We start from the raw sequence: 23,379 nt of genomic DNA on the forward strand, positions 1-23,379 counted from the left end.
AGTCCTGTTCTATTTATGTACGTAGCCGGCACATCAGCTACGGCTATCTATTTATACGACTGATACGACCAAACGCGCCGGGCATACCCCAAACGCCGCCTCGGTTAAGTGTGGATGTACGCCTGCACGCCATCCGCCGCGACTCGCTTCATGTCGGGGTGGGTCCAATCCACCACTTCCCCAAGACCAATAACCAAAATACCGCCGGGTTTCAGGCGCGCCACAAACGCATTGAGTATTTGCTCGCGCAGCCAGCGGCGGAAATACACCAGCAGGTTTTGACAAAAAATGGCGTCTACCTGGATGACTGGCATTTCGTTGATATTCAGCACGTTGCCATGGGTGAAACAGATGCGGTCCCGGAGCAGGGACGAGATCTGATACTGGTTATCCGCCACCTGCAGGAAATATCTCTGGCGATAATTGTCGTCCACCATCTGCACCTTGCGCGCTCCGTAGATACCGGCGCGGGCTACGCCCAAAGCCGCCCGGCTGATATCAGTCCCTGTAATCGCATAACGCGGCTCTAAACCTGCGTTCTGGTAGGCATCGCTCATCACCATGGCGAGAGAGTAAGGTTCCTCGCCGGATGAACAACCGATACTCCACAAATCAAAAGCAGCGCTGCTGCCGTCACCGGCTTTGACCCGCTGCAAGTGGGCGGCGACATGCCGTCCGACAAAATCGATCGAGGGGCGATGGCGGAAAAAACTGGTTTCATTAACCACCAGACGATCCACCAACAAGCTCCACTCCACCATCCCTGCGACGCCGTCCACCACGCGCTGGTAGTACTCGCCATAATCACTGTAGCCCAGCTCGCGCATACGCATCGCAACTTGCGTCTGCAGGAAAACCTTCTTCTGCTCGCCTAGATAAATGCCCGCACGTTCCTCCAGCAGCTTGCTCCACAAAGCAAATTGCGCGTCAGATAACGCAGGAACGGATTGTAGGGACCAAACCATAGGTTATACCCGGGGCATCACCCTCTGGCACGGCTGGTTTTGGGTGCAGCCTCCGCATCATCTCCGTCCAGAGCCAATGCTTCTTCAGTATCACGAGCAAAACGCGAGCGGCCGGCCGAAGGCACCACCGCAAAGTCATCAGCACTCAATTCCGGTTCAACCGCGGCCATTTCTTCCGGCAGTTTGAAGCCCGCAACCGACTCACGCAGCTTGATCGCCATATTGGCCAGGTTTCCGATCGCTGCTGCAGTGGCGCTGGTACCGGCGGATGTCTGTGAAGTGATCTCTTGAATCACATTCATGGTATTGGAGATATGGCCCGCAGATGCCGCCTGCTGGCGCGCTGCGTTGGAGATGTTCTGAATCAATTCCGCCAGGTTGGCGGATACGGTTTCGATTTCTTCCAAAGCCACACCGGCGTCCTGCGCCAGGCGTGCACCGCGCACCACTTCTGCGGTGGTCTGCTCCATGGAGATAACCGCTTCGTTGGTGTCGTTCTGAATGGTTTTTACCAGCGCCTCGATCTGCTTGGTCGCTGTTGCTGAACGTTCTGCAAGACGCTGAACCTCGTCCGCTACCACCGCAAAACCGCGGCCCGCATCACCGGCCATAGATGCCTGGATCGCCGCGTTCAAAGCGAGGATGTTGGTCTGATCTGCGATGTCGTTAATCAAGCTCACGATATCGCCGATCTCTTGTGACGATTCACCCAGACGCTTGATCCGCTTGGAGGTCTCTTGAATCTGTTCACGAATGGTATCCATGCCGTGGATAGTGTTCTGTACCACCTTGGCGCCGTTGTTGGCGATGGATACCGAGCGCTCCGCTACCCCGGCAGACTCAGCCGCGTTGGCAGAAACCTGGTCGATGGTGACCGCCATTTCGTTCACCGCCGCAGAAGCCCCGGCAATTTCTTGGGCTTGGTGCTCAGAGGCTTCGGCCAGATGCAGTGCGGTTTGCTGCGTTTCCAAAGCGGCTGCGGCCACTTTCGCTGATGTTTCGTTAATGCGCGATACCAGAACCCGCAACTGGTCAATGGTGTAGTTGATGGAGTCGGCGATCGCCCCGGTGAAATCCTCGGTTACAGTCGCGGTGGTGGTCAGGTCACCATCCGCCAGGTCGGCCAGCTCGTCGAGCAGACGCAAAATCGCGTTCTGGTTGCGTTCGTTGGTTTCTGCCGTCGCTTTCAAGCGGCGGTTGGTGGCGACGTTCAACTGCCAGCCAATCATGATCAGGATGATCAAGGCGAGACCACCGGCGATCAGCAGCGTAGTGTTATTGGCACGACGGGTATTGGGCAGCGCGTCGATGCGTTCATTCAACTCGCCGAGCCGCTCGAGCAAAAGGGGCGTGCCGTCAAGAATGGAGTTGGTCGCTTGGCGAGCACTGAACAGGGCGGGCGATTTTTCAAAGATGTCGCGCACCGAACCGCTAACGAAGGCAAACAATTCGGTAATGCGCTGCAGGCTTTCCACTGCATCTGGATCCGCTACTTTGGTAATCCCCATGGTGGGATCACCTTTCTTCATGGCTTCCAATACCTTGCCGAAGCGGTTGGCGTCGATATTGAACTCGTCTGCGGCTTTATCCGCATCCAGACCGCCGCGCAGCATTTTGTCGACGTTACGACCGATACGCTCAGCAAACCAGGATTGGCGCTGCGCCATGGAAACCTGCTCTGCGGGAGCGCGGTTTTCCAGCAGGATTTCCACGATGTTGTCGTGCTCCGCCTGCAGCTGGGGAAGCGCTTCGTTCAAGGTAGTTGCCACATCGTGCATCAGGATGATCGCAGCTTCGTTTTCCGTAATCACCTGGGAGTTTTCCCGCACCCGGCTCCACACACCTTCGTAGGAGGTCATTTCTTTGTTGAGAGCAGTTTTGGTCGGCGCGTCGCCGCCTTTGAATTGGTTCCACGTGTTATCCATTCGCGAAACCAGGCGTGACAGCCTTTCGAAAGCCTGTTTGTTACCCGCAGTGGCGTCCCGGGAAAGAGAGGTCAGCTGATAGGACGACGCCCGCAACTCCGCCACTAATTCGCGTAAATGCTGGTCTTTGTCTGAATAAGCCAGCAGCTGGGCGACGATAAAGCCCATCACCACGACGCAGCCGAGCAAAAGTAAGATCAATACCGCCAGTACCGGGTTTTCTTTGACCCGCGAAAAAAGGCCACCTGATCGAGTTTTCATAGGACGCTCCCGAGTGAATCAATCATCCGGCGTGCACATATGCAACTCGTGCGCACCGAAAAAAAACTGTCTGTCGAGCCGTAGGGCTCATAAACCTTAAACTGCATCTAACTGAGCGCTGCGTTTGCGAAACGAGGATCCTGCAGCAGCGACGGAATATTCATGACTGCCCAAGAATTGCCGACCGCATCGGTGTAGGCACCTTGGACAATAGACTGGACGGCATCTGGAATATCGGTTGCTTGTTCGCTGTATCGCTCGGAAGTGAAGTGCTGCATCCCGTAGGCTTGGTCGACGATCAGTCCGCTGTAATAGTTATTGCTGTCTACCACCAAAACCCGGTGTTGTTTGCGCTGCGTGCTGGTCACACCGCCAAAAAACTGTGCCATATCAAATAAAGGCAAAAGGCGACCGCGCACATTTGCCAACCCTACGACCCAAGGCTGCACACCAGGCAAACGCGTCGACGGCGGCACCTCCAGCATCTCGGCAATCTGCCCCAGCGGTACGACGAACCGTTGGTTCAACAACGAGAAGCCAATACCGCTCCACCGCGGAGAAGCATTAACTTGGGCTGGCAGGGCCTTGGCGTGTTTTTTACTGAGTTCGGCAAGTTCAACGAGCGCCTGAAAGGCAGCTTCTTGTGACATATATCCCTGCGCTTATCGACACAATTGATTGATGGCTTTGATCAGCTCCGCTTCGTTAACGGGTTTGGTCAAATAATGTTTCGCCCCTTGGCGCATCCCCCAGACGCGATCCGTTTCCTGGTCTTTCGTGGTGACTATGATGACCGGAATGGACGACGTTTCCTGAGCACGGCTCAATTGCCGAGTGGCCTGAAACCCATTCAAGCCCGGCATAACTACATCCATTAATACGATATCCGGCAATTCCCGTCGCGCTTTCTCCACGCCTTCCTCACCATTGGCGGCACTGGACACTGTATGTCCATGCTTCTCCAACATGCTCGTCAGCTTGTGGGTTTCGGTCGGAGAATCGTCCACAATCAATACTCTTGCCATAGCTCCCCAGAACCTCTAAGAAACGCTCTCAAAATTCATTATGTTGAGAAAATTCGCGCCAGCTTAGGACGCTCGCGCCACTTTTACGTGCGCTTCGATGGCGCCGAGCAACTCACCTTTGCTGAAAGGTTTGGTGAGGTACTGATCTGAGCCAACGATGCGCCCTTTGGCTTTATCAAACAGGCCATCTTTACTGGACAGCATGATGACCGGGGTGGATTTGAATTCGCTGTTATTTTTGATTAATGCGCAGGTTTGATAGCCATCGAGACGGGGCATCATGATATCGACGAAGATGATGTCAGGGCGGGTATCGGCTATTTTCGCCAGAGCATCGAACCCGTCGGTGGCGGTCACCACAGTACATCCCACCTTCTGCAGTAAGGTTTCGGCGGTGCGACGTATGGTTTTACTGTCGTCAATCACCATCACTTTGAGGTGTTCAAGATTCACGTCCATAGCTAGACCCTACTCGATTGTTTTATAAAAAAGTTTTTGCCACCAACCTCCCTGGTCTCGACTGCGGCCACTTTTAACATAGTTCGTGAGTTTAATCCATAAACGCCCCCGGAACGGAATAAGTATTCCGAGGACTAAAACTGCGGAGCATAATTCCGCTTTTTCGCTGCTCACAAGTCCTTTTATAATCGTCCATAGTTGCCTAAATCGCCACTCCAAGCGCGACGCAATTTTTTCTAGATTAGACTTGCGACGCAGTTTTGCTCTGTTAAGCAAACCCCTTGCCTTTCCCCCAGCTCCCACGGAATCCCGACGCCATGAATGACGCAGTTAGTCCTCAGCCGACCCCGGTAAAAAATCTGTTAGTGGTCATGGATCCAATAGACCGAATTCATTTTTACAAAGACACCACCCTCGCGCTCCTATGGGCGGCACAAGACCGCGGCTGGCAATTGTTTTACGCCGAGCAAAAGGACCTTTACCTGCTGCAGGGAAAAGCCATGGGAAGCCTGCGGCGCCTGGAGGTTTTTCGCGATTCGAGCAAGTGGTTCACTTTGGCAGAGCCCCAGACGCTCGAATTGGCCAAGATGCGCACCATTTTGATGCGCAAAGATCCTCCATTCGACAACCAGTTCGTGTATACCACCTATATTTTGGAACAAGCGGAACGCGAAGGCTGTTTGGTGGTTAACAAGCCGCAAAGTTTGCGCGACTGCAATGAAAAGGTGTTCGCCACCCGGTTTCCGCAATGCTGTCCACCGGTGTTAGTTGCACGCGATCCCAAACTGTTGAAGGAATTTCACCGCGAGCATCAAGATGTCATCTTTAAACCTTTGGATGGCATGGGCGGCAGCCGCATCTTCCGTTGCCGCCCTGATGACCCAAATGTGACGGTGATTCTGGAAACCCTGACTGGCTTCGGTACCGAGTTCATTATGGCGCAGCGGTTTATCCCGGCCATTACCGAGGGTGACAAGCGAATTCTGGTAGTCGACGGTGAAGCGGTTCCCTATTGTTTGGCACGAATTCCCGCCAACGGCGAAACCCGTGGTAACCTAGCCGCCGGCGGACGAGGCGTGGCACAACCATTGTCCGAACGCGATCGCTGGATCGTGGAACAAGTCGCGCCAACCTTGAAAGAAAAAGGCTTGCTGTTTGTCGGCCTCGACGTTATCGGCGACTATCTGACGGAAATCAACGTCACCAGTCCAACCTGTGCGCGGGAGATCGACAAAGCCTTCGATACCAATATCGGCGAACGCCTGATCCTCGCCATCGAAAAGAAACTTGGCTTGTGATCGTTAACAGGAGTTGGTGACCGGGCGCCTGAAAGCCCGGTTCACGTGCAAAATCATTATAAAAACCAGCAGAAATTAGCATGAGCCTCGACAAAACCAGCAGCAGCGAACGCTTGAGTTTCACAGTCTTTCTGGCTGTTGCGGTGCATGCCATTCTCATTTTGGGCGTGACCTTCACCATTGACCGCAATCCTAAGCCCGCACCTACGCTCAATATCACGCTGGCAACTCACCAGTCCGTCAAGGAACCGGAAAAGGCGGACTATCTGGCGCAGTTCAACCAGGAAGCGAGCGGTACCATCGCCGATACCAAAGAGCTGACCACGCGCGAAACCTCGGAAGTCGTCTCCCCTAATATCAACCCGATCGTGCCAGTGCCGCAGCAGCGCAGCATGGTGGCGACGGTGCGCCAGCAGGAATTTCTGACCACCGAATCGAGTGATTTCAAAATCACCCAACCTTTGGATGCCGAAGCGGCGGAGACCCAGGAATTTCGCGAGGCGCAGCTGGAAGACACGCCGCTGCTCAACCCCGAAATCGCCAGCCTGCGCGCCAAACTCGACCGCCTGCAGCAGGAATTCGCCCGCCGTCCGCGTATTCGCCATATGACATCGGTAGCGACACGTTCGTCCGTCGACGCCGAGTACCTCAATCGCTGGACGCAGAAAGTGGAGTTGATGGGTAATGAGAACTTCCCCCGAGCGGCTCTGGAGAATCAGATCTTCGGCAGCTTGCGCATGTCCGTCATCATCAATGCCGACGGCACAGTCGACAAAGTGGAGATACTAAAACCCTCCGGTCACCCGATTCTCGACCAGGCAGCACTGCAAATCATCCGTTTGGCCGGACCGTTTGAACCTTTCCCTCCAGAAATCCGCCAAACGGCCGATCAACTTGATATCATCCGTACCTGGCGTTTTGAAATCACGGGCTTGAAAACTGGCGCCAGTGACTAAATTTTGCTGTCTAGTTTCCGTTTAGCGATTGAACTGCTTGTTTTCCAGGTAATTCACCGCATACTTGAGTTATGGCTACAAAACCTTTCTTGCACAATTCTTCCGGCGACAACCTCAGCAATCACTTTCTGATTGCCATGCCCGGGTTGCACGATCCCCTGTTCGCCAATTCCATCACTTACATCTGTGAACACAGCCCCGAGGGGGCCATGGGCCTGGTGGTCAATCGGGCGATGGATCTGCATATGAGCGATATCTTCGAGCAGATGTCGCTGAGTTACGACGAAAAATACGGCCGCGCGCCTATTCTGGCCGGCGGCCCGGTCCACACCCAGCGCGGATTTATTCTTCACCCAACCGGCGGCATCTGGCAGTCGACCATTCAAATCACGCCGGAAATCTCCCTGACCGCATCCAAGGACATTATCGCCGCCCTCGCCACTGGCCAGGGTCCGGAAAACGCCCTGTTTGTCCTCGGTTACTCTGGCTGGGGAGCGGGACAACTGGAGCAGGAAATCAAAGAAAACAGCTGGCTGACGGTACCCGCGGATACCGACATTCTGTTCCGCACCCCCCTTGAACAGCGCTGGCATGCGGCCGCTTTGCGCTTGGGTATCGACATGAACCTGATGTCCGCCCAAGCAGGCCATGCATAACCAGCCTTCTGCACCCCGCCGATTCCCTGAATCGGCGCTTACGGATTATCTTGAGCCCCTCACTTGAACATTCAGACAGTCCTGGCCTTTGATTACGGCCTGAAAAATATCGGTGTCGCCTACGGCCAGAGCCTGACTGGGACAGCCAAAGAACTGCCTCCCCTGCCCGCACGCGACGGCGTTCCAGACTGGGAACAGATCGCTCGGCTGATCAAAGAGTGGCAGCCCCAGCTGTTGTTGGTCGGCCTGCCTTTGAATATGGATGACACGGAAAGTGAACTCAGCCAGCGAGCGCGCAAATTCGGCAATCGCTTGAAGGGGCGCTTTGGACTTGCGGTGGAAATGTTCGATGAGCGCCTAACATCGCGCCTGGCCAAGGAAGAGGCGCGCGAGCGCGGCCACAAAGGTAATTACGGCCGCGCGCCCGTGGATTCCATAGCCGCGCGGCTGTTGCTGGAGAGCTGGTTTAGCTGCCAATAGCGATTGCAGTGCCGTTGCGCATACCAATCACGGTCACCACTGCCAGCAGCACGAAAATGACAAATGCCGCCTTGCGCGCAAGCCCGAGGGGCATGCGGTCCATCAACCACTTACCGGCAAAAATCACCGGCACATTCGCCAGCAGCATTCCCAAAGTAGTCCCGGCAATCACGGCAAACGACGACGCAAAATCCACGCTGTATTTGGCGGCCAGCACCACGGTCGCGATCTGGGTTTTATCACCGATTTCGGCCAGGAAAAATAACACCAGGGTGGCAACAAAAGGGCCGTAACCCGCCCAGCGCCCCATATCATCGTCATCTTTATCCGGCACCAATAACCAGATCGCAATCGCCAGAAAACTTCCGGCAATCAGCCAGGGAATCCAGTGCGGCGGAATTACCTTCGCCAGCGCCAGTCCCACCCACGCCGAAAGCGCGTGATTGACGACTGTCGCCACCAAAACGCCCAAGCTGATCACGAATGGGCGGCCGTAACGCGCAGCGAGGAATAAAGCCAAGAGTTGAGTCTTATCGCCAATTTCAGCAACGGCGACAGCAAGTGTCGAACTGATAAAGGATTCCATAGAAGTCGATCCGAGGCGGGATGAACACACAGAGATACAACCGCCGTCCCGCCTAGGGCAGCAGTGGTATCTCAGGTCTCATCAATCCGCTAATAAGGCGGGACGCTTTTGCCATGTCCATGAGGGACAAGTTTGTTGACAAAAGCACCGGGCAACTGGCGAAAGCTGCCGGGCAGATTACTCCCCCGAGAAGGGTTGGCGGATTATAGGGGCGCCGACAAGGCGCCCACAATAACCCAAGAACGACAAACTAGAACCGGCGTGAGCGGTTGTCGTCTTCCTGAATACTGAGTTCCTTCGCGGCATTGTTGAGGTAGTCCGCGTCGGTCTCCGATTTCAGTTTGATCATCAGGCGCAGGTCGTTCGGTGAGTCCGCGTGGGCCAGCGCATCTTCGTAGGTGATTTCACCGGCGTCGTACAGATCGTAGAGCGCCTGGTCGAAGGTCTGCATGCCGAGCTCGGTGGATTTTTTCATCAGCTCTTTGAGCTCGTGCACCTGACCTTTACGGATCAAGTCCGCCGCCAACGGTGTGTTCAACAACACTTCAAGACACGCGCGACGGCCGTTGCCATCGGGAGTGGGAATCAACTGCTGCGCGACAATCGCTTTTAGGTTGAGGGACAGGTCCATCCACAACTGCGAATGGCGATCCGCCGGGAAGAAGTGGATGATCCGGTCGAGCGCCTGGTTGGCGTTGTTGGCGTGCAGGGTACACAAACACAAGTGACCGGTTTCCGCGAAGGCGATGGCGTAGTCCATGGTTTCGCGCGAGCGCACCTCACCGATCAAAATCACGTCTGGGGCTTGTCGCAGGGTGTTTTTCAAAGCCACTTCGAAGGATTCGGTATCTATGCCCACTTCCCGCTGAGTGATCACGCACCCCTGGTGCTGGTGGATAAATTCGATCGGGTCTTCGATGGAAATAATGTGGCCTTTGGAGTGGCGGTTGCGGTGGCCGATCATCGCCGCCAATGAGGTGGACTTACCGGTACCGGTTGCACCGACGAAGATGATCAGACCGCGTTTGACCATCGCCAGCTCTTTGATGATTTCCGGCAGGCCGAGGTCGTCGATTTTCGGAATATTGGTTTCAATGCGGCGCAGCACCATGCCGGCGAGGTTGCGCTGGAAAAATGCGCTGGCACGGAAACGCCCCACCCCGCGCACACTGATGGCGTAGTTGAGTTCTTTCTTTTCGACGAACTCATTACGCTGTTTTTCATTCATGGTGCTCAACACCGTCTCGCGCGCTTTTTCCGGCGAAAGCGGCGTGGTGGTAACGGGCACTATGCGGCCGTGAAGTTTGATCGAAGGCGGAATGCCCGCCGTAATAAAAAGGTCAGAGGCGGATTTCTCCACCATCAGGGAGAGAAGACGATCAATATCCATAGCGGATTCCTCACACGGTCACAGCAAACCGTCGTTGTGTATTTATTATCGTAGTTGGGTATTTATTAATCGTAGCTCGCCAGTGATGCCGGTCTAGAAGTTTTCCGGCATCTTGGCTTTTTCCCGCGCAACGTCGCGGGTAATGATGCGGCGCTCGACCAGATCGGCCAGACACTGGTCCATGGTCTGCATACCCAGGGCGGCACCGGTCTGAATCGCCGAGTACATCTGGGCAACTTTGTCTTCGCGGATCAGGTTACGAATCGCCGGCGTACCGCGCATGATTTCGTGGGCCGCCACTCGACCACCGCCAACGCGTTTGAGCAGGGTCTGAGACACAACCGCTTGCAGCGACTCCGACAACATCGACCGCACCATGGCTTTTTCCGCTGCAGGAAATACGTCGACCACCCGGTCAATGGTTTTGGCCGCTGAGGTGGTGTGCAGGGTACCGAATACCAAGTGACCGGTTTCCGCCGCCGTCAGGGCAAGGCGAATGGTTTCCAGTCTCACCCACCAGGATGATGTCCGGGTCTTCCCGCAGCGCTGAACGCAAGGCTTCCGCAAACCCGTGAGTATCGCGGTGCACTTCCCGCTGGTTCACCAAACACTTCTTACTTTCGTGCACGAATTCGATCGGGTCTTCGATGGTGAGAATGTGGTGGTATTTGTTTTCGTTGAGGTAGTCCACCATGGCGGCGAGGGTGGTTGATTTACCGGAACCTGTAGGACCGGTCACCAGTACCAGACCGCGAGGCACAGAGCAGATATCGCGGAACACCTGGCCCATGCCGAGTTCTTCCATGGTGAGCACTTTGGACGGAATGGTCCGGAATACAGCGCCGGCACCACGGTTGTGGTTGAAGGCGTTTACCCGGAAACGCGCAACCCCTGGAACTTCAAACGAAAAGTCGGTTTCCAGAAACTCTTCATAGTCCTTGCGTTGCTTGTCATTCATGATCTCGTAGATCAGACTGTGCACCTGTTTGTGCTCCATCGGCGGCAAGTTGATGCGCCGCACATCGCCATCCACGCGAATCATCGGTGGCAGCCCCGCCGAAAGGTGAAGGTCGGATGCACCTTGTTTCGCCGAAAACGCGAGAAGCTCAGTAATATCCATAGTCAACAAACCTGCTTATTAGAGTTTAGGAGCGCGGGGTGTCAGCCAAGCGCGGGAATATCCCATTTTTTAGAACGATTCGAGTATCGCCACAACAAGTGGTTTAAGTATATGCCGAAGATTGCCGACAACCTAACCCAAGTCAGACGCCTGATTCAACAGAGCGCCAGTGAGGCTGGGCGAAATCCGAGCGACATCACACTTCTGGCCGTCAGCAAAACCAAACCGGCGAGCGCCATCCGCGAAGCCTTTGAGGCAGGCCAGCGGGATTTCGGCGAAAACTACGCCCAGGAAGCCGCGGAAAAAATCGCGCAATTGGCCGACCTGGACATCACCTGGCACTTCATTGGTCCCATCCAAAGTAATAAAAGCCGCATGATCGCGGAAAACTTCGCCTGGGTGCACACCGTCGACCGGCTGAAAATTGCCGAACGCCTCAACCAGCAACGGCCGGAACATCTGCCACCTTTACAGGTGTGTATCCAGGTGAATATCGACGGCGACGAGGCAAAGTCCGGTTGCCTACCCACCGAAACCGCCGTGCTGGGAGAGGCCATTCGCCGGCTGCCGCGGCTGCGGCTGCGCGGCTTGATGACCATACCGAAAGAAGGCTCGGGCGCCCAACCATTCAAAGATCTGGCGCAGTTGGCTCACGCCCTGCGGCGCGACGGCCTGCCGTTGGATACTTTATCCATGGGTATGTCGGGCGATCTCACCGATGCTATAGCAGCAGGTTCGACCCTCGTGCGTGTCGGCACCGCCATCTTCGGCGAGCGCACCTGAGCGCGCATGACCGGAAGTTGCCAGGTCCTGCAGGTATAATGGCGCTTTTGAAACAAGTCATTCCGCTAACTGAGGAACACCTTTGAACAGACTGAACATCACCTTCGTAGGCGGCGGCAATATGGCGCGCAGCATCATCGGCGGACTGGTCCTGCAGGGATACGCTCCCGGCAACCTGTGCGCCAGCGCTCGTCGACCCGAGACCCTCGATGCCCTACATAAAGATTTCGGCATTCGGGTAGAGCAAAACAACGGCGCTGCCGTGAAGGGTGCCGACGTGGTTGTGCTGTCGGTAAAACCGCAGGTTATGAAGGAAGTCTGTCTGTCCTTGCGTGATGAGCTGCCGCCCAACGCCTTGATTATTTCCGTCGCCGCCGGTATCACCTGCGCCAGCTTGGCGAACTGGCTCGGCGCAAGTCGTCATATAGTGCGCTGCATGCCCAATACACCGGCGCTGGTGCAGATGGGCGCAAGCGGTTTATATGCGGCTGCGGGTATCACTGCTGAAGAACGCCAAATCGCCGAAGCCATTCTCGGCGCTGTGGGTACAGTGGCGTGGGTGGACGATGAAGGCTTGATCGATACTGTAACGGCGGTTTCCGGCAGCGGACCGGCGTATTTTTTCCTGTTCCTCGAAGCCATGGTGGCGTCGGCGGTACAACAGGGGCTCGACCCGGCCACCGCACGTCAACTGGCTATACAGACCGCCGCTGGCGCAGCGCGTCTGGCGCAAACCAGCGACGTCGATCTGGCGGAGTTGCGCCGCCGTGTGACATCGCCCGGCGGCACTACCGAGCGGGCAATTGCCGCGTTCGAGCAACATAAATTCCGCCAAGCGGTCGACATCGCCATGCAGGCTTGCGCCAACCGCTCGCGCGAATTGGCAGAGCAGCTCGGTCGATGAGCCAAAAACAAATTTATTTCCGGTAACACATTAGCGTCAGAGCGGGTTGAGATCGCTCATCACGGATTTATTTATGCAAACACTGCAACAGATACTGACCTTTTTGATTAACCTGTTCGGCTCACTTTACCTGTGCATCATTCTGCTGCGATTTTTGCTCCAGACCGCGCGGGCGGATTTTTACAACCCCATATCCCAAGTGCTGGTCAAACTCACCAATCCGGTGCTGATACCACTGCGGCGAATTATTCCCGGTTTCTGGGGGATTGATTTTGCGTCTCTGGTACTCGCCATATTGGTGCACTGGCTGGTGATGCAGATTTTGATTTTGGTGGCGCAAGGCGGCCCGATCGTCGGCCCGCATTTGATGCTCGTCTGGGCGCTGATTTCGCTCAGTCTAAACATCATCACTATTTATTTGTTTGCCGGTTTTATTTTGTTTATCACGAGTTTCCTGGCTCCCTATAGCCGGCACCCGGCCATAGTGCTGGTTCATCAACTGCTGGAACCACTGCTGGCGCCGGTGCGACGGTTTGTGCCTCCAGTTGGCGGTCTGGATTTTTCTCTATTTTTTGTCGGCATTTTCCTGGTGGTCCTGCGCATGGTGGTGATCGGAATTGGCAACAATTTGCGCGTGCCCTTTGGATATCTGATCGGCTACACCGGCTGAGGCCGCAAATCACACAAGAACAATAGGTTTTATGGCAAACGCCTTTCCTCCAAATTCCGTCGGCTTGGTCAAGCCGCAGGCTTTTCATTTCGACACCCCGCTGCAGCTGGCGAACGGCCGTGTTCTGCCGCAATACGACCTGATGGTCGAAACCTACGGCACCTTAAATGAAACGCGCAGCAACGCTGTGCTCGTGTGTCATGCCTTGTCGGGCCATCACCACGCCGCTGGTTACCACACGCCAGAAGATCGCAAACCCGGCTGGTGGGATCACTACATAGGCCCAGGCAAACCTATCGACACCAATCGTTTTTTTGTGGTCGCCCTCAACAATCTCGGCGGCTGTCACGGCTCTACCGGCCCGGTGAGCATCAATCCGGAAACCGGCGAACCCTGGGGCGCGGATTTTCCCACTTTGCGCGTGCGCGATTGGGTGGCGGCGCAACATCGTTTGATGCAACGCCTGGGTATTGATCAATGGGCGGCGGTGGTCGGAGGCAGTCTCGGCGGCATGCAGGCGATGCGCTGGTCGCTGGAATATCCGGATTGCCTGCGCCACTGCGTGGTGATCGCCTCGGCCATGAAATTGTCCGCGCAAAATATCGCGTTTAATGAAACGGCGCGGCAGGCGATTTTTTCCGACCCGGATTTTGCCGGCGGACATTACCTGAAAAAAGGCACACAGCCGACGCGCGGTTTGTCAGTCGCGCGCATGATCGGCCACATTACCTATTTGTCCGACGATGGCATGGGCAAAAAATTCGGTCGCGAATTGCGCTCGGGTTCGTTTGAGCAGGGCAGCGAAGAGCCGGTGGAATTTCAGATCGAAACCTACTTGCGTCACCAGGGAAATACCTTTTCCAAAACCTTCGATGCAAACACCTATATTTTGATGACGCGCGCGCTGGATTATTTCGATCTCGCGCGTGAATACAACCACGACCCAGTGGCCGCTTTCCGCAACGCCAAATGTAAATTTCTGGTGATTTCGTTTACCTCGGATTGGCGGTTTGCGCCCGAGCGTTCCCGCGAAATCGTCAACGCGCTGACCCGTGCGGAAAAAGACGTGGTGTATGCGGAAGTGGAATCACCTTTCGGCCACGACGCGTTTCTTGTACCCAATCAGCCGCGCTACGAGCAACTGTTCGCTGCATATATGCAGGGGATCAAAATCTGATGCGTATCGACCAACGAATTATCGATCAATGGATTCAACCCAACAGCCGCGTGCTCGATCTCGGCTGCGGGGACGGCACTCTGCTGCGCTATTTGGCGGACAACAAAAACGTGCACGGTTACGGCTTGGAAATAAGTGCGGAAGGCATTCAGGCTTGCGTGGAAAAAGGTGTAAACGTCATAGAGCAAAACCTGGATGAAGGTTTGTCCAATTTCGACGATGACAGTTTTGACACAGTGGTCATGTCGCAAACGCTGCAGACCATGCGCCGCCCCAAAAATATGTTGGCGGAAATGACCCGTATCGGCCGGGAGTGCATTGTCACCATTCCTAACTTCGGTCATTGGCGCGCGCGCCTGCAGTTGTTATTTAAAGGCCGCATGCCAGTTTCGGATTTGTTGCCTTACCAGTGGTACGACACCCCCAATATCCACTTTTGTACCTTTCGCGATTTTGAAATTTTGTGTCGCGAGATGAATCTGAAGGTCGTGGATAAAGCCATGGTGACGGAAAAGTCCCTCGGCAAAGGGTTGAGTCAATGGCATCCCAATTTATTTGCGGAAACTGGAATTTTTCGAGTGAGAAAATAATGCGACTGATTAAACAATTTGTGCTGATCATCTGCTGCAGTTTGGGATTGAGCATCGCCCAGGCAGATGATGTGGAAAGCAGCAAGGATTTTGGCGAATTCACGGTTCATTACAGTACCTTTAACAGCCTGTTTATTCCCGCCGATATAGCCGCTGTTCACAATCTGGTGCGCGCCAAAGACCAGACGCTGATCAATATCGCCGTGCAACGCAATTCTGACAGTCAATCGGTTCCGGCCAAAGTCACTGGTACGGCAAAAAATTTAATGCAGCAATTAAAAACCATCGATTTCAAAACCATCGAAGAGCCGGGTGCGGTTTATTACATAGGCGCGCTGCGCCACACCAACGAAGAGGTTTTCCATCTCGACATAAACATAGTGCCCGAAGGTAAAACCGAACCGCTGAAATTCCGCCTTTCGCGCAAGTTGTATACGGAGCGCTGATGAAAAAACTTGTTCTCGCCAGCGGCAATCGCGGCAAACTCAAGGAATTTCGCGATCTGCTTGCCAATCGCGATTTTGATGTATTGGCGCAATCGGATTTTTCTCTGGATTCCGCTGAAGAAACCGGCCTGACCTTTGTCGAAAACGCGCTGCTGAAAGCGCGCCATGTGTGCCGCCAGACCGGTCTTCCCGCACTGGCGGACGATTCCGGAATCGAAGTCGACGCACTGCAGGGCGCGCCCGGCATTTACAGCGCGCGGTTTGCCGGAGCCAATGCGAGTGATGAAGCCAACAATCAAAAATTATTGGCAGAACTGGCGAATGTGCCGGATAAAAAACGCAGTGCGCGTTACCAATGTGTATTGGTGCTGATGCGCCACACGGAAGATCCAACACCGTTGATTTGTCAGGGCAGCTGGGAAGGTTTTATTTTGCGCGAACCCAAAGGAACCGGCGGTTTCGGTTACGACCCGCTGTTTTACGTTCCAACGCACCAGTGTTCGGCGGCCGAACTCGACAGCGCGGTGAAAAACCAGATCAGCCATCGCGCGGTGGCGATGCGCGCACTGCTGCAAGCGCTCGCCCATTTTCACGTCGCTGATTCATGATTCTCCCGCCCCTCAGCCTGTACGTACACATTCCCTGGTGCGTGCGTAAATGCCCCTACTGCGATTTCAATTCGCACGAAGCGGCGCAAATTCCGGAAGACATGTATGTGGATGCGCTTGTTGCTGATCTGCAACAAGATCTGCCGATGGTGCAAGGACGCCGCTTGCAATCGGTTTTTTTCGGCGGCGGCACACCCAGCTTGTTTAGCGGGTCAAGCATTGCGCGCATTCTGGATGCGGCGGACAAAAACATAGGATTTGCCGAGCAGGCGGAAATTACCCTGGAGACCAATCCGGGCACAGCCGAATATCACAACCTCGCCGGCTATAAAGCTGCGGGCGTCAATCGCATTTCCTTCGGTATTCAAAGCTTCAAGAACGAGCATCTGCAAGCGCTTGGGCGCATTCACAACAGCGGCGAAGCCGTTCTCGCTATAGAAAAAGCCCGCAAGGCGGGTTTTACCAATATCAACCTGGATTTGATGCACGGCCTGCCGGGGCAATCGGTACAGGATGCAGTGTCCGATCTGACGCGCGCCATAGAGCAACAACCGGAACATATTTCCTGGTATCAACTCACCATCGAACCCAATACGGTTTTCTACAGCCGCCCGCCAGCGCTGCCAGAGGATGAAATTCTGGCCGATATTCAGGATGCCGGACAGGAATTATTGGCGCAGGCGGGATTTCGCCAATACGAAGTCTCCGCCTATGCGCACCCGGGGCGACAATCGCTGCACAACCTGAATTACTGGCAGTTTGGCGACTATTTGGGAATCGGCGCTGGCGCGCACGGCAAAATTTCTTATCCCGAGGAGCAAATCATCCGCTATCGCAAAACCCGCAAACCGGCGGATTATCTGCATGCGGAAAAACCCTTTACCGCCGGCTCGGAACCTGTGCCCCTTGAGCAGCAACCGCTGGAATTTATGATGAATGCGCTGCGCTTGGTAGACGGCGTTCCGCGCAGTTTTTTTGCCGAGCGCACCCAACTTTCGGACAGCGCCCTCGCTCCCCATCTGCCTGCGCTGATCGCCAAAGGTTTATTAACCGGTGATCCAGCGCGTTTACAGCCCACAGCCCTCGGTCTGCGCTTTCTTAACGATATACTTGCCGCCTTTGCCGAGGCGGAGGAATAGCAAAACCTCGTATTCCTCCGCCAACAGGCGCAAACCTGCGGGGGGTGGGTTATAGTTGTGATAACAGGCCGCGCGCAATTGTCATACGATTGTTTTCGCTTTGTTGGTGCATTTTTTCGAGGTTTAGCACACGCTCGCTATGTCCGATCTACAGGAAATCAAAAACGACTCCAGTGACCTGAACCTGGACAACCCCAACTATTTCATCAACCGCGAACTCAGCCACCTTTATTTCAATCAGCGGGTTTTGGCGCAGGCGATGGATGAGACCCATCCGTTGCTGGAGCGTTTAAAATTTCTGGTGATCTTCAGCTCCAACCTCGACGAATTTTTCGAAATCCGCGTCGCCGGCCTGATTCAAAGTATTCGTTTTGAACGGGAAGTGACCGGGCCAGACGGCTTGCAAACCCGCGATTGTTTAAAGCTGATCAGCGAAATCTGCCACGAAACCGTCCGCCTGCAATACGAAATCCTGAACGATACCCTGATCCCAGCTCTCGCGCATGAAGGCATCCAGTTTTTACGCCGCAGCCAGTGGACCGCCGCGCACGCTGCCTGGATCGAGGATTACATGATGCAGGAAGTGCTGCCCGTAATCAGTCCAATCGGACTCGACTCGGCGCACCCCTTCCCGCGCCTAGTGAATAAAAGCTTGAACTTTATAGTGGCGCTGGAAGGCAAAGACGCCTTCGGCCGCGACCTGGGCCTCGCCATAGTGCCGGCGCCGCGTTCACTGCCGCGCATCATCGCTGTGCCCGAACATATCAGCGGCAAGGCCAACGACTTCGTGTTTTTGTCATCGATGATCCACGCCCATGCCGACAAACTTTTCCCGGGCATGACCATCAAGGGCTGCTACCAATTCCGCATCACCCGCAACGCCGACCTGGACGTGGATATCGAAGGTATCGCCGACTTGGCGCGCACCCTGCGCGGCGAATTGCACTCCCGTCGGTTCGGCAACGCCGTGCGCCTGGAAGTGGCGGACAACTGTCCGAAAGAACTGACCGACTTTTTGCTGAACGAGATCGGTTTGAAAGAGGACGATCTTTACCGCGTTAACGGACCGGTAAACCTGAAGCGGCTGATGCGCCTGCCCTCCATGGTGGGGCGGCCCGATTTGCTCTACCCGCCGTTTACACCGAGCCTGCCCAAAGGCTTCAGCCGTAAAGACAATATTTTTGAAGCCATTTCCAAACGGGACTATCTGCTGCTCCACCCGTTCGAATCCTTTACTCCGGTGATCCAGCTGTTGCGTCAAGCCGCGAAGGACCCGGATGTAGTCGCAATCAAACAGACGCTCTATCGCACCGGCCATGAATCGCCGGTGGTCGACGCCTTGTTGGATGCGGCGCGCAACGGTAAGGAAGTCACTGTAGTGGTCGAACTGCGCGCGCGTTTTGATGAAGAGAAAAACCTCGAACTCGCCAGCCGTCTGCAAGAGGCGGGAGCCGTGGTGGTCTATGGCGTGGTGGGTTACAAAACCCACGCGAAAATGATTCTGATCGTGCGCCGGGAAAACGGCCAGTTCAAACGCTATTGCCACCTGGGAACCGGCAACTATCACAGCAGCAACGCGCACCTTTATACGGATTATTCGCTGCTGTCGGCGGAACCTGCGATCTGCGAAGACGTGCACCGCATCTTCCAGCAGCTCACGGGTATGGGCAAAACCGAGAAGATGAACAAGCTCTATCACGCGCCCTTTACCTTGAAGCGCCAACTGCTGCGCATGATCGATAACGAGGCCAAAGCCAAACAGGAAGGCAAAGACGCGCGCATCATTTTGAAATGTAATGGACTGGCCGAATCCAAGATTATTCAAGCGCTTTACAAAGCCTCGCAGGCCGGCGTTAAGATCGATTTGATTATCCGCGGCATGTGCGCCCTCAAACCCGGCATCCCTGGCATATCGGAAAACATCCGGGTCTTTTCCATTGTCGGCCGCTTTTTGGAGCACTCACGCGTTTACTACTTCGCCAACAGTGAACCCAAGGTGTATTGCGCCAGTGCCGACCTGATGGAACGCAACCTCAACCGCCGGGTGGAAGTGTGCTTCCCGATTGAACAGCCCGACTTGGCCGCTCGCGTTCTCAACGAGTTGGAACTCTATTTGAATGATGGACGGCAACGCTGGGAGCTTCTACCTGAGGGTGTTTATGTACAGTCCTTTTCACCCGAGCATCAATCAGCCCAGTTGGAACTCTTGCGGCACTTCACCGCGCCGAGCCCGTCCAACCCCACATGGCCTGCATTGGTATCAATTCCGTCGGGGTCGAATTAACCCGCGCAGAACTATGTCGCTGAGCCAGTGCCGAACCCTAGACGGCACTGGGCCAGCGGATAAACTTGCCCAGCGGAATAAGACTTGTTCAGTAGGGGTTCTCACCTTAAAATCGCGCGTTTGCGCTGTACCGTCCTGGAGATCACATCATGAGTAAAATCGTAAACGTTACCGACGAGACCTTTGAGCAGGAGGTACTGAAATCAGACCTGCCCGTGCTGGTGGATTTCTGGGCACCCTGGTGCGGTCCCTGCAAAATGATCGCGCCGGTTTTGGAAGAGATGAGCGGTGTCTACGAAGGCAAACTCAAAATCGTCAAAGTCGACGTGGACGTCAACCGCAACGCTCCGTCCACTTACAACGTGCGCGGCATCCCGACCTTGATTTTGTTTAAGCAGGGTAAAGCGGAAAGCACTAAAGTCGGTGCATTGTCACGTACACAACTCACCGCCTTTATTGACTCCTCTCTTTAATAGGTTTTAAATGTTAGCTCTTGCGGGCCGTAAAAAGCCCGCAATAGAGTTCCGACTGGCTTTGCACTCGGCAGAGATTGTGACTATACTCAGCCAGCTAGCCGACCAAATCATTCGCACATCCCTCCCATCGGCAATCACCTCCTTGGATTTCTGCTAGTTCGATGGGCGAATGCCATAGTCAAACCTTGTTCAGTGCTCCATTTGAATTTCCTCGATTTATTTCCTATGACTATTCATAACGTCTAGCAAAAAATTGAAGCGCGATTCTCCTGAATCACTTTTCCAAAAAATTTTTATAACAAATCTACAAGCTCGGCTTTCTCTCTGGCTGGCTAATCTGCAATCAACCACTTACACAATACGCACATGAATCTTACCGATCTTAAAACCAAACCCATCGAAGAACTGATCGACATGGCAACTGCCATGGGACTGGAGAGCCTGGCGCGCTCACGCAAACAGGACGTTATTTTCAACCTGCTTAAGCGCCACGCCAAAAGTGGTGAAGACATCTACGGTGATGGGGTTCTCGAAATACTGCAAGACGGTTTTGGATTCCTGCGTTCCGCCGGTTCCTCTTACTTGGCAGGACCGGATGATATCTATGTATCACCCAGCCAGATTCGTCGCTTCAACTTGCGCACTGGCGACTATATCAGCGGCAAAATCCGCCCGCCAAAAGAAGGCGAGCGTTATTTCGCACTGTTGAAAGTCAACGAAATCAATTTCGATAAGCCGGAAAATTCACGCAACAAAATTCTCTTCGAAAACTTAACGCCGCTGTTCCCACAAGAGCGCATGGTTCTCGAAACCGGTAACGGTTCTACCGAAGACCTGACAGGCCGAATCATCGACCTGATTTCGCCCATCGGTAAAGGCCAGCGCGGTTTGATCGTTGCGCCGCCAAAAGCCGGTAAAACCATCATGATGCAGCACATCGCGCAAGCGATTGCGCGCAACAATCCGGAAACCTATCTCATCGTTTTATTGATCGACGAACGCCCGGAAGAAGTAACGGAAATGCAACGTTCCGTGCGCGGTGAAGTGGTTGCGTCCACCTTCGACGAACCGCCTTCTCGTCACGTACAGGTTGCCGATATGGTAATCGAACGTGCTAAGCGTTTGGTGGAACATAAAAAAGACGTAGTGATTTTGCTCGACTCCATCACTCGTCTCGCCCGCGCTTACAACACCGTTATTCCATCATCCGGAAAAGTATTGACCGGTGGTGTCGATGCACACGCACTCGAAAGACCTAAACGCTTCTTCGGTGCCGCGCGTAATATCGAAGAAGGCGGTAGCTTGTCCATCGTGGCAACTGCGCTGATCGATACAGGTTCCAAAATGGATGAAGTGATTTACGAAGAGTTTAAGGGAACCGGCAACATGGAGTTGCACCTGGACCGCAAGATTTCCGAAAAACGTATTTATCCTGCTATCAATATCCGCCGTTCCGGTACTCGGCGCGAAGATTTGTTGATGGGCGAATCCGAATTGGCGCGCGTATGGATTCTGCGCAAATTGCTCAACGATATGGAAGATGTTGCAGCGACCGAATTCCTCGTCGATAAATTGAAGAATTTCAAAACCAACGATGAATTCTTCCTGTCGATGAAAGGCAAATAAATGCTCGCGCCGCAGCCAAATCGGCTGCGGCATTTCCCCATGCAGAGATTCTCTCTGCCAGATCCCATCTCATCCCATGAAAGATCTGCGCGATTTTATTCAACTCCTCGAACAGCGCGGCCAACTCAAACGCATTTCTCAGCCAGTATCTCCCCATCTGGAAATGACGGAAATTTGCGACCGTACCTTGCGCGCATCTGGCCCAGCGCTTTTATTTGAAAATCCAACAGGCTATTCCATCCCGGTGCTCGGCAATTTATTTGGCACACCTGAGCGCGTCGCTCTCGGCATGGGGCAGGAATCTGTTGCTGCATTAAAAGAAGTGGGCGAGCTGCTGGCATTTCTCAAAGAGCCCGAACCACCTAAAGGCATGCGCGACGCCTGGGAAAAATTGCCGATTTTTAAACAGGTTCTCAATATGTCGCCCAAGGTGGTGTCGCGGCCTGTTTGCCAGGAAATTGTGTATCGCGATGAGGAAGTCGATCTCACAAAATTGCCGATTCAGACCTGCTGGCCGGGCGACGCTGCGCCATTGATCACTTGGCCGCTGGTGATTACCCGCGGGCCGCACAAGGAACGGCAAAACCTCGGTATTTATCGCATGCAGCTGTTGGGCAAAAACAAACTGATCATGCGTTGGCTGAGTCACCGAGGCGGTGCTCTGGATTTCCGCGAATGGCAGCAAGAACATCCCGGCGAGCGCTTTCCGGTTTCGGTGGCGCTAGGCGCTGATCCCGCAACTATTCTCGGCGCTGTAACCCCGGTGCCGGATACACTCAGCGAATACGCATTCGCCGGTTTATTGCGCGGCGCCAAAACTGAAGTCAGCTGCAGTATCAGCAATAATCTGCAAGTGCCTGCGTCAGCCGAGTTTATTTTGGAAGGTTATATTGAACCGGGCGAAATGGCCGACGAAGGTCCTTATGGTGATCACACGGGTTACTACAACGAAGTGGAAAAATTCCCGGTATTTACCGTCACCACTTTGACCCACCGTCGCAATCCGATTTATCACAGCACTTATACCGGTCGTCCACCGGATGAACCGGCGGTATTGGGTGTCGCGCTCAACGAAGTGTTTGTGCCGATTCTAAAAAAACAATTTCCGGAAATCGTCGATTTTTATTTACCACCGGAAGGTTGTTCCTATCGCATGGCCGTGGTCACCATGAAAAAACAATATCCCGGTCATGCCAAACGCGTCATGTTTGGCGTCTGGTCGTTCCTGCGGCAATTTATGTATACCAAATTTGTGGTAGTGACCGACGACGATATCAACGCGCGTGACTGGCGCGATGTGATCTGGGCGATTACCACGCGGATGGATCCGGCACGGGATACGGTGCTTGTTGAAAATACGCCCATTGATTATTTGGATTTTGCCTCACCGGTTGCCGGACTCGGCTCCAAAATGGGTTTGGATGCTACGCATAAATGGCCGGGGGAAACCCAGCGCGAATGGGGACGCCCTATTACCATGAGTTCCGACGTTAAACAAAAAGTTGATGCAATTTGGGCGGAGCTCGGTATTTTTGAGGCTACAAAATAGCTTTAT

General features: G+C 54.4%; 23 protein-coding genes and 1 pseudogene. 16 read left to right on the forward strand and 8 right to left on the reverse strand.

The window, feature by feature from the left end:
- Positions 1–104: 104 nt before the first annotated feature.
- The 5 genes from DWB84_RS10995 to pilG form a co-directional block, all read right to left on the reverse strand.
- Positions 105–965: a protein-glutamate O-methyltransferase CheR gene (locus DWB84_RS10995; protein WP_187409844.1), complete on the reverse strand. Its 861-nt coding sequence runs from the start codon at positions 963–965 to the stop codon at positions 105–107.
- A 17-nt stretch (positions 966–982) separates the two neighbouring features.
- Positions 983–3,151, reverse strand: a complete 2,169-nt coding sequence (locus tag DWB84_RS11000) for a methyl-accepting chemotaxis protein (RefSeq protein ID WP_187409845.1) — start codon at positions 3,149–3,151, stop codon at positions 983–985.
- Positions 3,152–3,258: 107 nt separating this feature from the next.
- Positions 3,259–3,801 carry a chemotaxis protein CheW gene (locus DWB84_RS11005; RefSeq protein ID WP_187409846.1) on the reverse strand — a complete coding sequence of 181 codons (543 nt, stop codon included), beginning with the start codon at positions 3,799–3,801 and terminating at the stop codon, positions 3,259–3,261.
- Between the two features lie 12 nt (positions 3,802–3,813).
- Entirely contained in the window at positions 3,814–4,176 is a 363-nt protein-coding gene (gene pilH / locus DWB84_RS11010) for a twitching motility response regulator PilH (RefSeq protein WP_187409847.1), read from the reverse strand.
- A 63-nt stretch (positions 4,177–4,239) separates the two neighbouring features.
- Positions 4,240–4,635: a twitching motility response regulator PilG gene (pilG, locus tag DWB84_RS11015; RefSeq protein WP_187409848.1), complete on the reverse strand. Its 396-nt coding sequence runs from the start codon at positions 4,633–4,635 to the stop codon at positions 4,240–4,242.
- 317 nt (positions 4,636–4,952) lie between these two features.
- On the opposite strand from pilG, the gene gshB reads away from it, so the two are divergent.
- The 4 genes from gshB to ruvX all read left to right on the forward strand — a co-directional run bounded on the left by gshB (position 4,953) and on the right by ruvX (position 8,025).
- Entirely contained in the window at positions 4,953–5,933 is a 981-nt protein-coding gene (gene gshB / locus DWB84_RS11020) for a glutathione synthase (protein ID WP_255428952.1), read from the forward strand.
- 80 nt (positions 5,934–6,013) lie between these two features.
- Positions 6,014–6,889: an energy transducer TonB gene (locus DWB84_RS11025; RefSeq protein ID WP_187409849.1), complete on the forward strand. Its 876-nt coding sequence runs from the start codon at positions 6,014–6,016 to the stop codon at positions 6,887–6,889.
- A gap of 71 nt (positions 6,890–6,960) precedes the next feature.
- On the forward strand, positions 6,961–7,545 hold the full coding sequence (locus DWB84_RS11030) for a YqgE/AlgH family protein (RefSeq protein ID WP_187409850.1): 585 nt from the start codon (positions 6,961–6,963) through the stop codon (positions 7,543–7,545).
- A gap of 63 nt (positions 7,546–7,608) precedes the next feature.
- On the forward strand, positions 7,609–8,025 hold the full coding sequence (gene ruvX / locus DWB84_RS11035; RefSeq protein WP_187409851.1) for a Holliday junction resolvase RuvX: 417 nt from the start codon (positions 7,609–7,611) through the stop codon (positions 8,023–8,025).
- On the opposite strand, the gene DWB84_RS11040 is transcribed toward ruvX, so the two are convergent.
- The 3 genes and pseudogenes from DWB84_RS11040 to DWB84_RS11050 all read right to left on the reverse strand — a co-directional run bounded on the left by DWB84_RS11040 (position 8,012) and on the right by DWB84_RS11050 (position 11,121).
- Entirely contained in the window at positions 8,012–8,611 is a 600-nt protein-coding gene (locus DWB84_RS11040) for a TMEM165/GDT1 family protein (RefSeq protein WP_187409852.1), read from the reverse strand. The genes ruvX and DWB84_RS11040 overlap by 14 nt on opposite strands.
- Positions 8,612–8,861: 250 nt before the next feature.
- Positions 8,862–10,001 (reverse strand): PilT/PilU family type 4a pilus ATPase, encoded by a 1,140-nt coding sequence (locus DWB84_RS11045; protein WP_187409853.1) that lies wholly within the window; start codon positions 9,999–10,001, stop codon positions 8,862–8,864.
- Between the two features lie 93 nt (positions 10,002–10,094).
- Positions 10,095–11,121, reverse strand: a pseudogene (locus DWB84_RS11050) (type IV pilus twitching motility protein PilT).
- A 111-nt stretch (positions 11,122–11,232) separates the two neighbouring features.
- On the opposite strand from DWB84_RS11050, the gene DWB84_RS11055 reads away from it, so the two are divergent.
- The 12 genes from DWB84_RS11055 (at position 11,233) to ubiD (ending at position 23,373) form a co-directional block, all read left to right on the forward strand.
- Positions 11,233–11,904 carry a YggS family pyridoxal phosphate-dependent enzyme gene (locus DWB84_RS11055; RefSeq protein WP_187409854.1) on the forward strand — a complete coding sequence of 224 codons (672 nt, stop codon included), beginning with the start codon at positions 11,233–11,235 and terminating at the stop codon, positions 11,902–11,904.
- Between the two features lie 82 nt (positions 11,905–11,986).
- Entirely contained in the window at positions 11,987–12,808 is an 822-nt protein-coding gene (gene proC, locus DWB84_RS11060; RefSeq protein WP_187409855.1) for a pyrroline-5-carboxylate reductase, read from the forward strand.
- 73 nt (positions 12,809–12,881) lie between these two features.
- A complete protein-coding gene (locus DWB84_RS11065; RefSeq protein ID WP_187409856.1) occupies positions 12,882–13,478 on the forward strand; it encodes a YggT family protein in 597 nt (198 codons plus the stop codon).
- Positions 13,479–13,509: 31 nt separating this feature from the next.
- On the forward strand, positions 13,510–14,655 hold the full coding sequence (locus tag DWB84_RS11070) for a homoserine O-acetyltransferase (RefSeq protein ID WP_187409857.1): 1,146 nt from the start codon (positions 13,510–13,512) through the stop codon (positions 14,653–14,655).
- Positions 14,655–15,245, forward strand: a complete 591-nt coding sequence (metW, locus tag DWB84_RS11075; protein WP_187409858.1) for a methionine biosynthesis protein MetW — start codon at positions 14,655–14,657, stop codon at positions 15,243–15,245. The genes DWB84_RS11070 and metW overlap by 1 nt, the downstream gene beginning before the upstream one ends.
- Positions 15,245–15,691 (forward strand): DUF4426 domain-containing protein, encoded by a 447-nt coding sequence (locus DWB84_RS11080; RefSeq protein WP_187409859.1) that lies wholly within the window; start codon positions 15,245–15,247, stop codon positions 15,689–15,691. Before metW ends, DWB84_RS11080 begins: the two co-directional genes overlap by 1 nt.
- Complete coding sequence (locus DWB84_RS11085) at positions 15,691–16,299, forward strand: XTP/dITP diphosphatase (protein WP_187409860.1); 609 nt, start codon at positions 15,691–15,693, stop codon at positions 16,297–16,299. Before DWB84_RS11080 ends, DWB84_RS11085 begins: the two co-directional genes overlap by 1 nt.
- Positions 16,296–17,438, forward strand: a complete 1,143-nt coding sequence (gene hemW, locus DWB84_RS11090; protein WP_187409861.1) for a radical SAM family heme chaperone HemW — start codon at positions 16,296–16,298, stop codon at positions 17,436–17,438. Before DWB84_RS11085 ends, hemW begins: the two co-directional genes overlap by 4 nt.
- 139 nt (positions 17,439–17,577) lie before the next feature.
- The gene (ppk1, locus tag DWB84_RS11095; protein ID WP_187409862.1) at positions 17,578–19,722 is read left to right on the forward strand and encodes a polyphosphate kinase 1; all 2,145 of its coding nucleotides are present in this window, start codon (positions 17,578–17,580) and stop codon (positions 19,720–19,722) included.
- A 146-nt stretch (positions 19,723–19,868) separates the two neighbouring features.
- Positions 19,869–20,195, forward strand: coding sequence for a thioredoxin (gene trxA / locus DWB84_RS11100; protein ID WP_187410105.1), 327 nt, complete (start codon positions 19,869–19,871; stop codon positions 20,193–20,195).
- A 369-nt stretch (positions 20,196–20,564) separates the two neighbouring features.
- Positions 20,565–21,824, forward strand: a complete 1,260-nt coding sequence (gene rho, locus DWB84_RS11105) for a transcription termination factor Rho (RefSeq protein WP_187409863.1) — start codon at positions 20,565–20,567, stop codon at positions 21,822–21,824.
- Between the two features lie 76 nt (positions 21,825–21,900).
- The gene (gene ubiD / locus DWB84_RS11110; protein ID WP_187409864.1) at positions 21,901–23,373 is read left to right on the forward strand and encodes a 4-hydroxy-3-polyprenylbenzoate decarboxylase; all 1,473 of its coding nucleotides are present in this window, start codon (positions 21,901–21,903) and stop codon (positions 23,371–23,373) included.
- Positions 23,374–23,379: the final 6 nt, after the last annotated feature.

Origin of the sequence: Saccharophagus sp. K07 (genome assembly GCF_014336955.1) — a bacterium.
In the GTDB taxonomy this organism is placed as follows: Bacteria; Pseudomonadota; Gammaproteobacteria; order Pseudomonadales; family Cellvibrionaceae; genus UBA5868.

What these genes read in the sequence shown, in the direction of transcription:
- ppk1 (WP_187409862.1), top strand. Translation starts at nt 17,578, where the DNA reads ATGTCCGATCTACAGGAAATCAAAAACGACTCCAGTGACCTGAACCTG.
- DWB84_RS11065 (WP_187409856.1), top strand. Translation starts at nt 12,882, where the DNA reads ATGCAAACACTGCAACAGATACTGACCTTTTTGATTAACCTGTTCGGC.
- DWB84_RS11005 (WP_187409846.1), bottom strand. Translation starts at nt 3,801, where the DNA reads ATGTCACAAGAAGCTGCCTTTCAGGCGCTCGTTGAACTTGCCGAACTC.
- DWB84_RS11025 (WP_187409849.1), top strand. Translation starts at nt 6,014, where the DNA reads ATGAGCCTCGACAAAACCAGCAGCAGCGAACGCTTGAGTTTCACAGTC.
- metW (WP_187409858.1), top strand. Translation starts at nt 14,655, where the DNA reads ATGCGTATCGACCAACGAATTATCGATCAATGGATTCAACCCAACAGC.
- ubiD (WP_187409864.1), top strand. Translation starts at nt 21,901, where the DNA reads ATGAAAGATCTGCGCGATTTTATTCAACTCCTCGAACAGCGCGGCCAA.
- rho (WP_187409863.1), top strand. Translation starts at nt 20,565, where the DNA reads ATGAATCTTACCGATCTTAAAACCAAACCCATCGAAGAACTGATCGAC.
- DWB84_RS11045 (WP_187409853.1), bottom strand. Translation starts at nt 10,001, where the DNA reads ATGGATATTGATCGTCTTCTCTCCCTGATGGTGGAGAAATCCGCCTCT.
- DWB84_RS11055 (WP_187409854.1), top strand. Translation starts at nt 11,233, where the DNA reads ATGCCGAAGATTGCCGACAACCTAACCCAAGTCAGACGCCTGATTCAA.
- pilH (WP_187409847.1), bottom strand. Translation starts at nt 4,176, where the DNA reads ATGGCAAGAGTATTGATTGTGGACGATTCTCCGACCGAAACCCACAAG.
- DWB84_RS11080 (WP_187409859.1), top strand. Translation starts at nt 15,245, where the DNA reads ATGCGACTGATTAAACAATTTGTGCTGATCATCTGCTGCAGTTTGGGA.
- DWB84_RS10995 (WP_187409844.1), bottom strand. Translation starts at nt 965, where the DNA reads ATGGTTTGGTCCCTACAATCCGTTCCTGCGTTATCTGACGCGCAATTT.
- hemW (WP_187409861.1), top strand. Translation starts at nt 16,296, where the DNA reads ATGATTCTCCCGCCCCTCAGCCTGTACGTACACATTCCCTGGTGCGTG.
- DWB84_RS11070 (WP_187409857.1), top strand. Translation starts at nt 13,510, where the DNA reads ATGGCAAACGCCTTTCCTCCAAATTCCGTCGGCTTGGTCAAGCCGCAG.
- DWB84_RS11085 (WP_187409860.1), top strand. Translation starts at nt 15,691, where the DNA reads ATGAAAAAACTTGTTCTCGCCAGCGGCAATCGCGGCAAACTCAAGGAA.
- DWB84_RS11040 (WP_187409852.1), bottom strand. Translation starts at nt 8,611, where the DNA reads ATGGAATCCTTTATCAGTTCGACACTTGCTGTCGCCGTTGCTGAAATT.
- DWB84_RS11030 (WP_187409850.1), top strand. Translation starts at nt 6,961, where the DNA reads ATGGCTACAAAACCTTTCTTGCACAATTCTTCCGGCGACAACCTCAGC.
- pilG (WP_187409848.1), bottom strand. Translation starts at nt 4,635, where the DNA reads ATGGACGTGAATCTTGAACACCTCAAAGTGATGGTGATTGACGACAGT.
- DWB84_RS11000 (WP_187409845.1), bottom strand. Translation starts at nt 3,151, where the DNA reads ATGAAAACTCGATCAGGTGGCCTTTTTTCGCGGGTCAAAGAAAACCCG.
- gshB (WP_255428952.1), top strand. Translation starts at nt 4,953, where the DNA reads ATGAATGACGCAGTTAGTCCTCAGCCGACCCCGGTAAAAAATCTGTTA.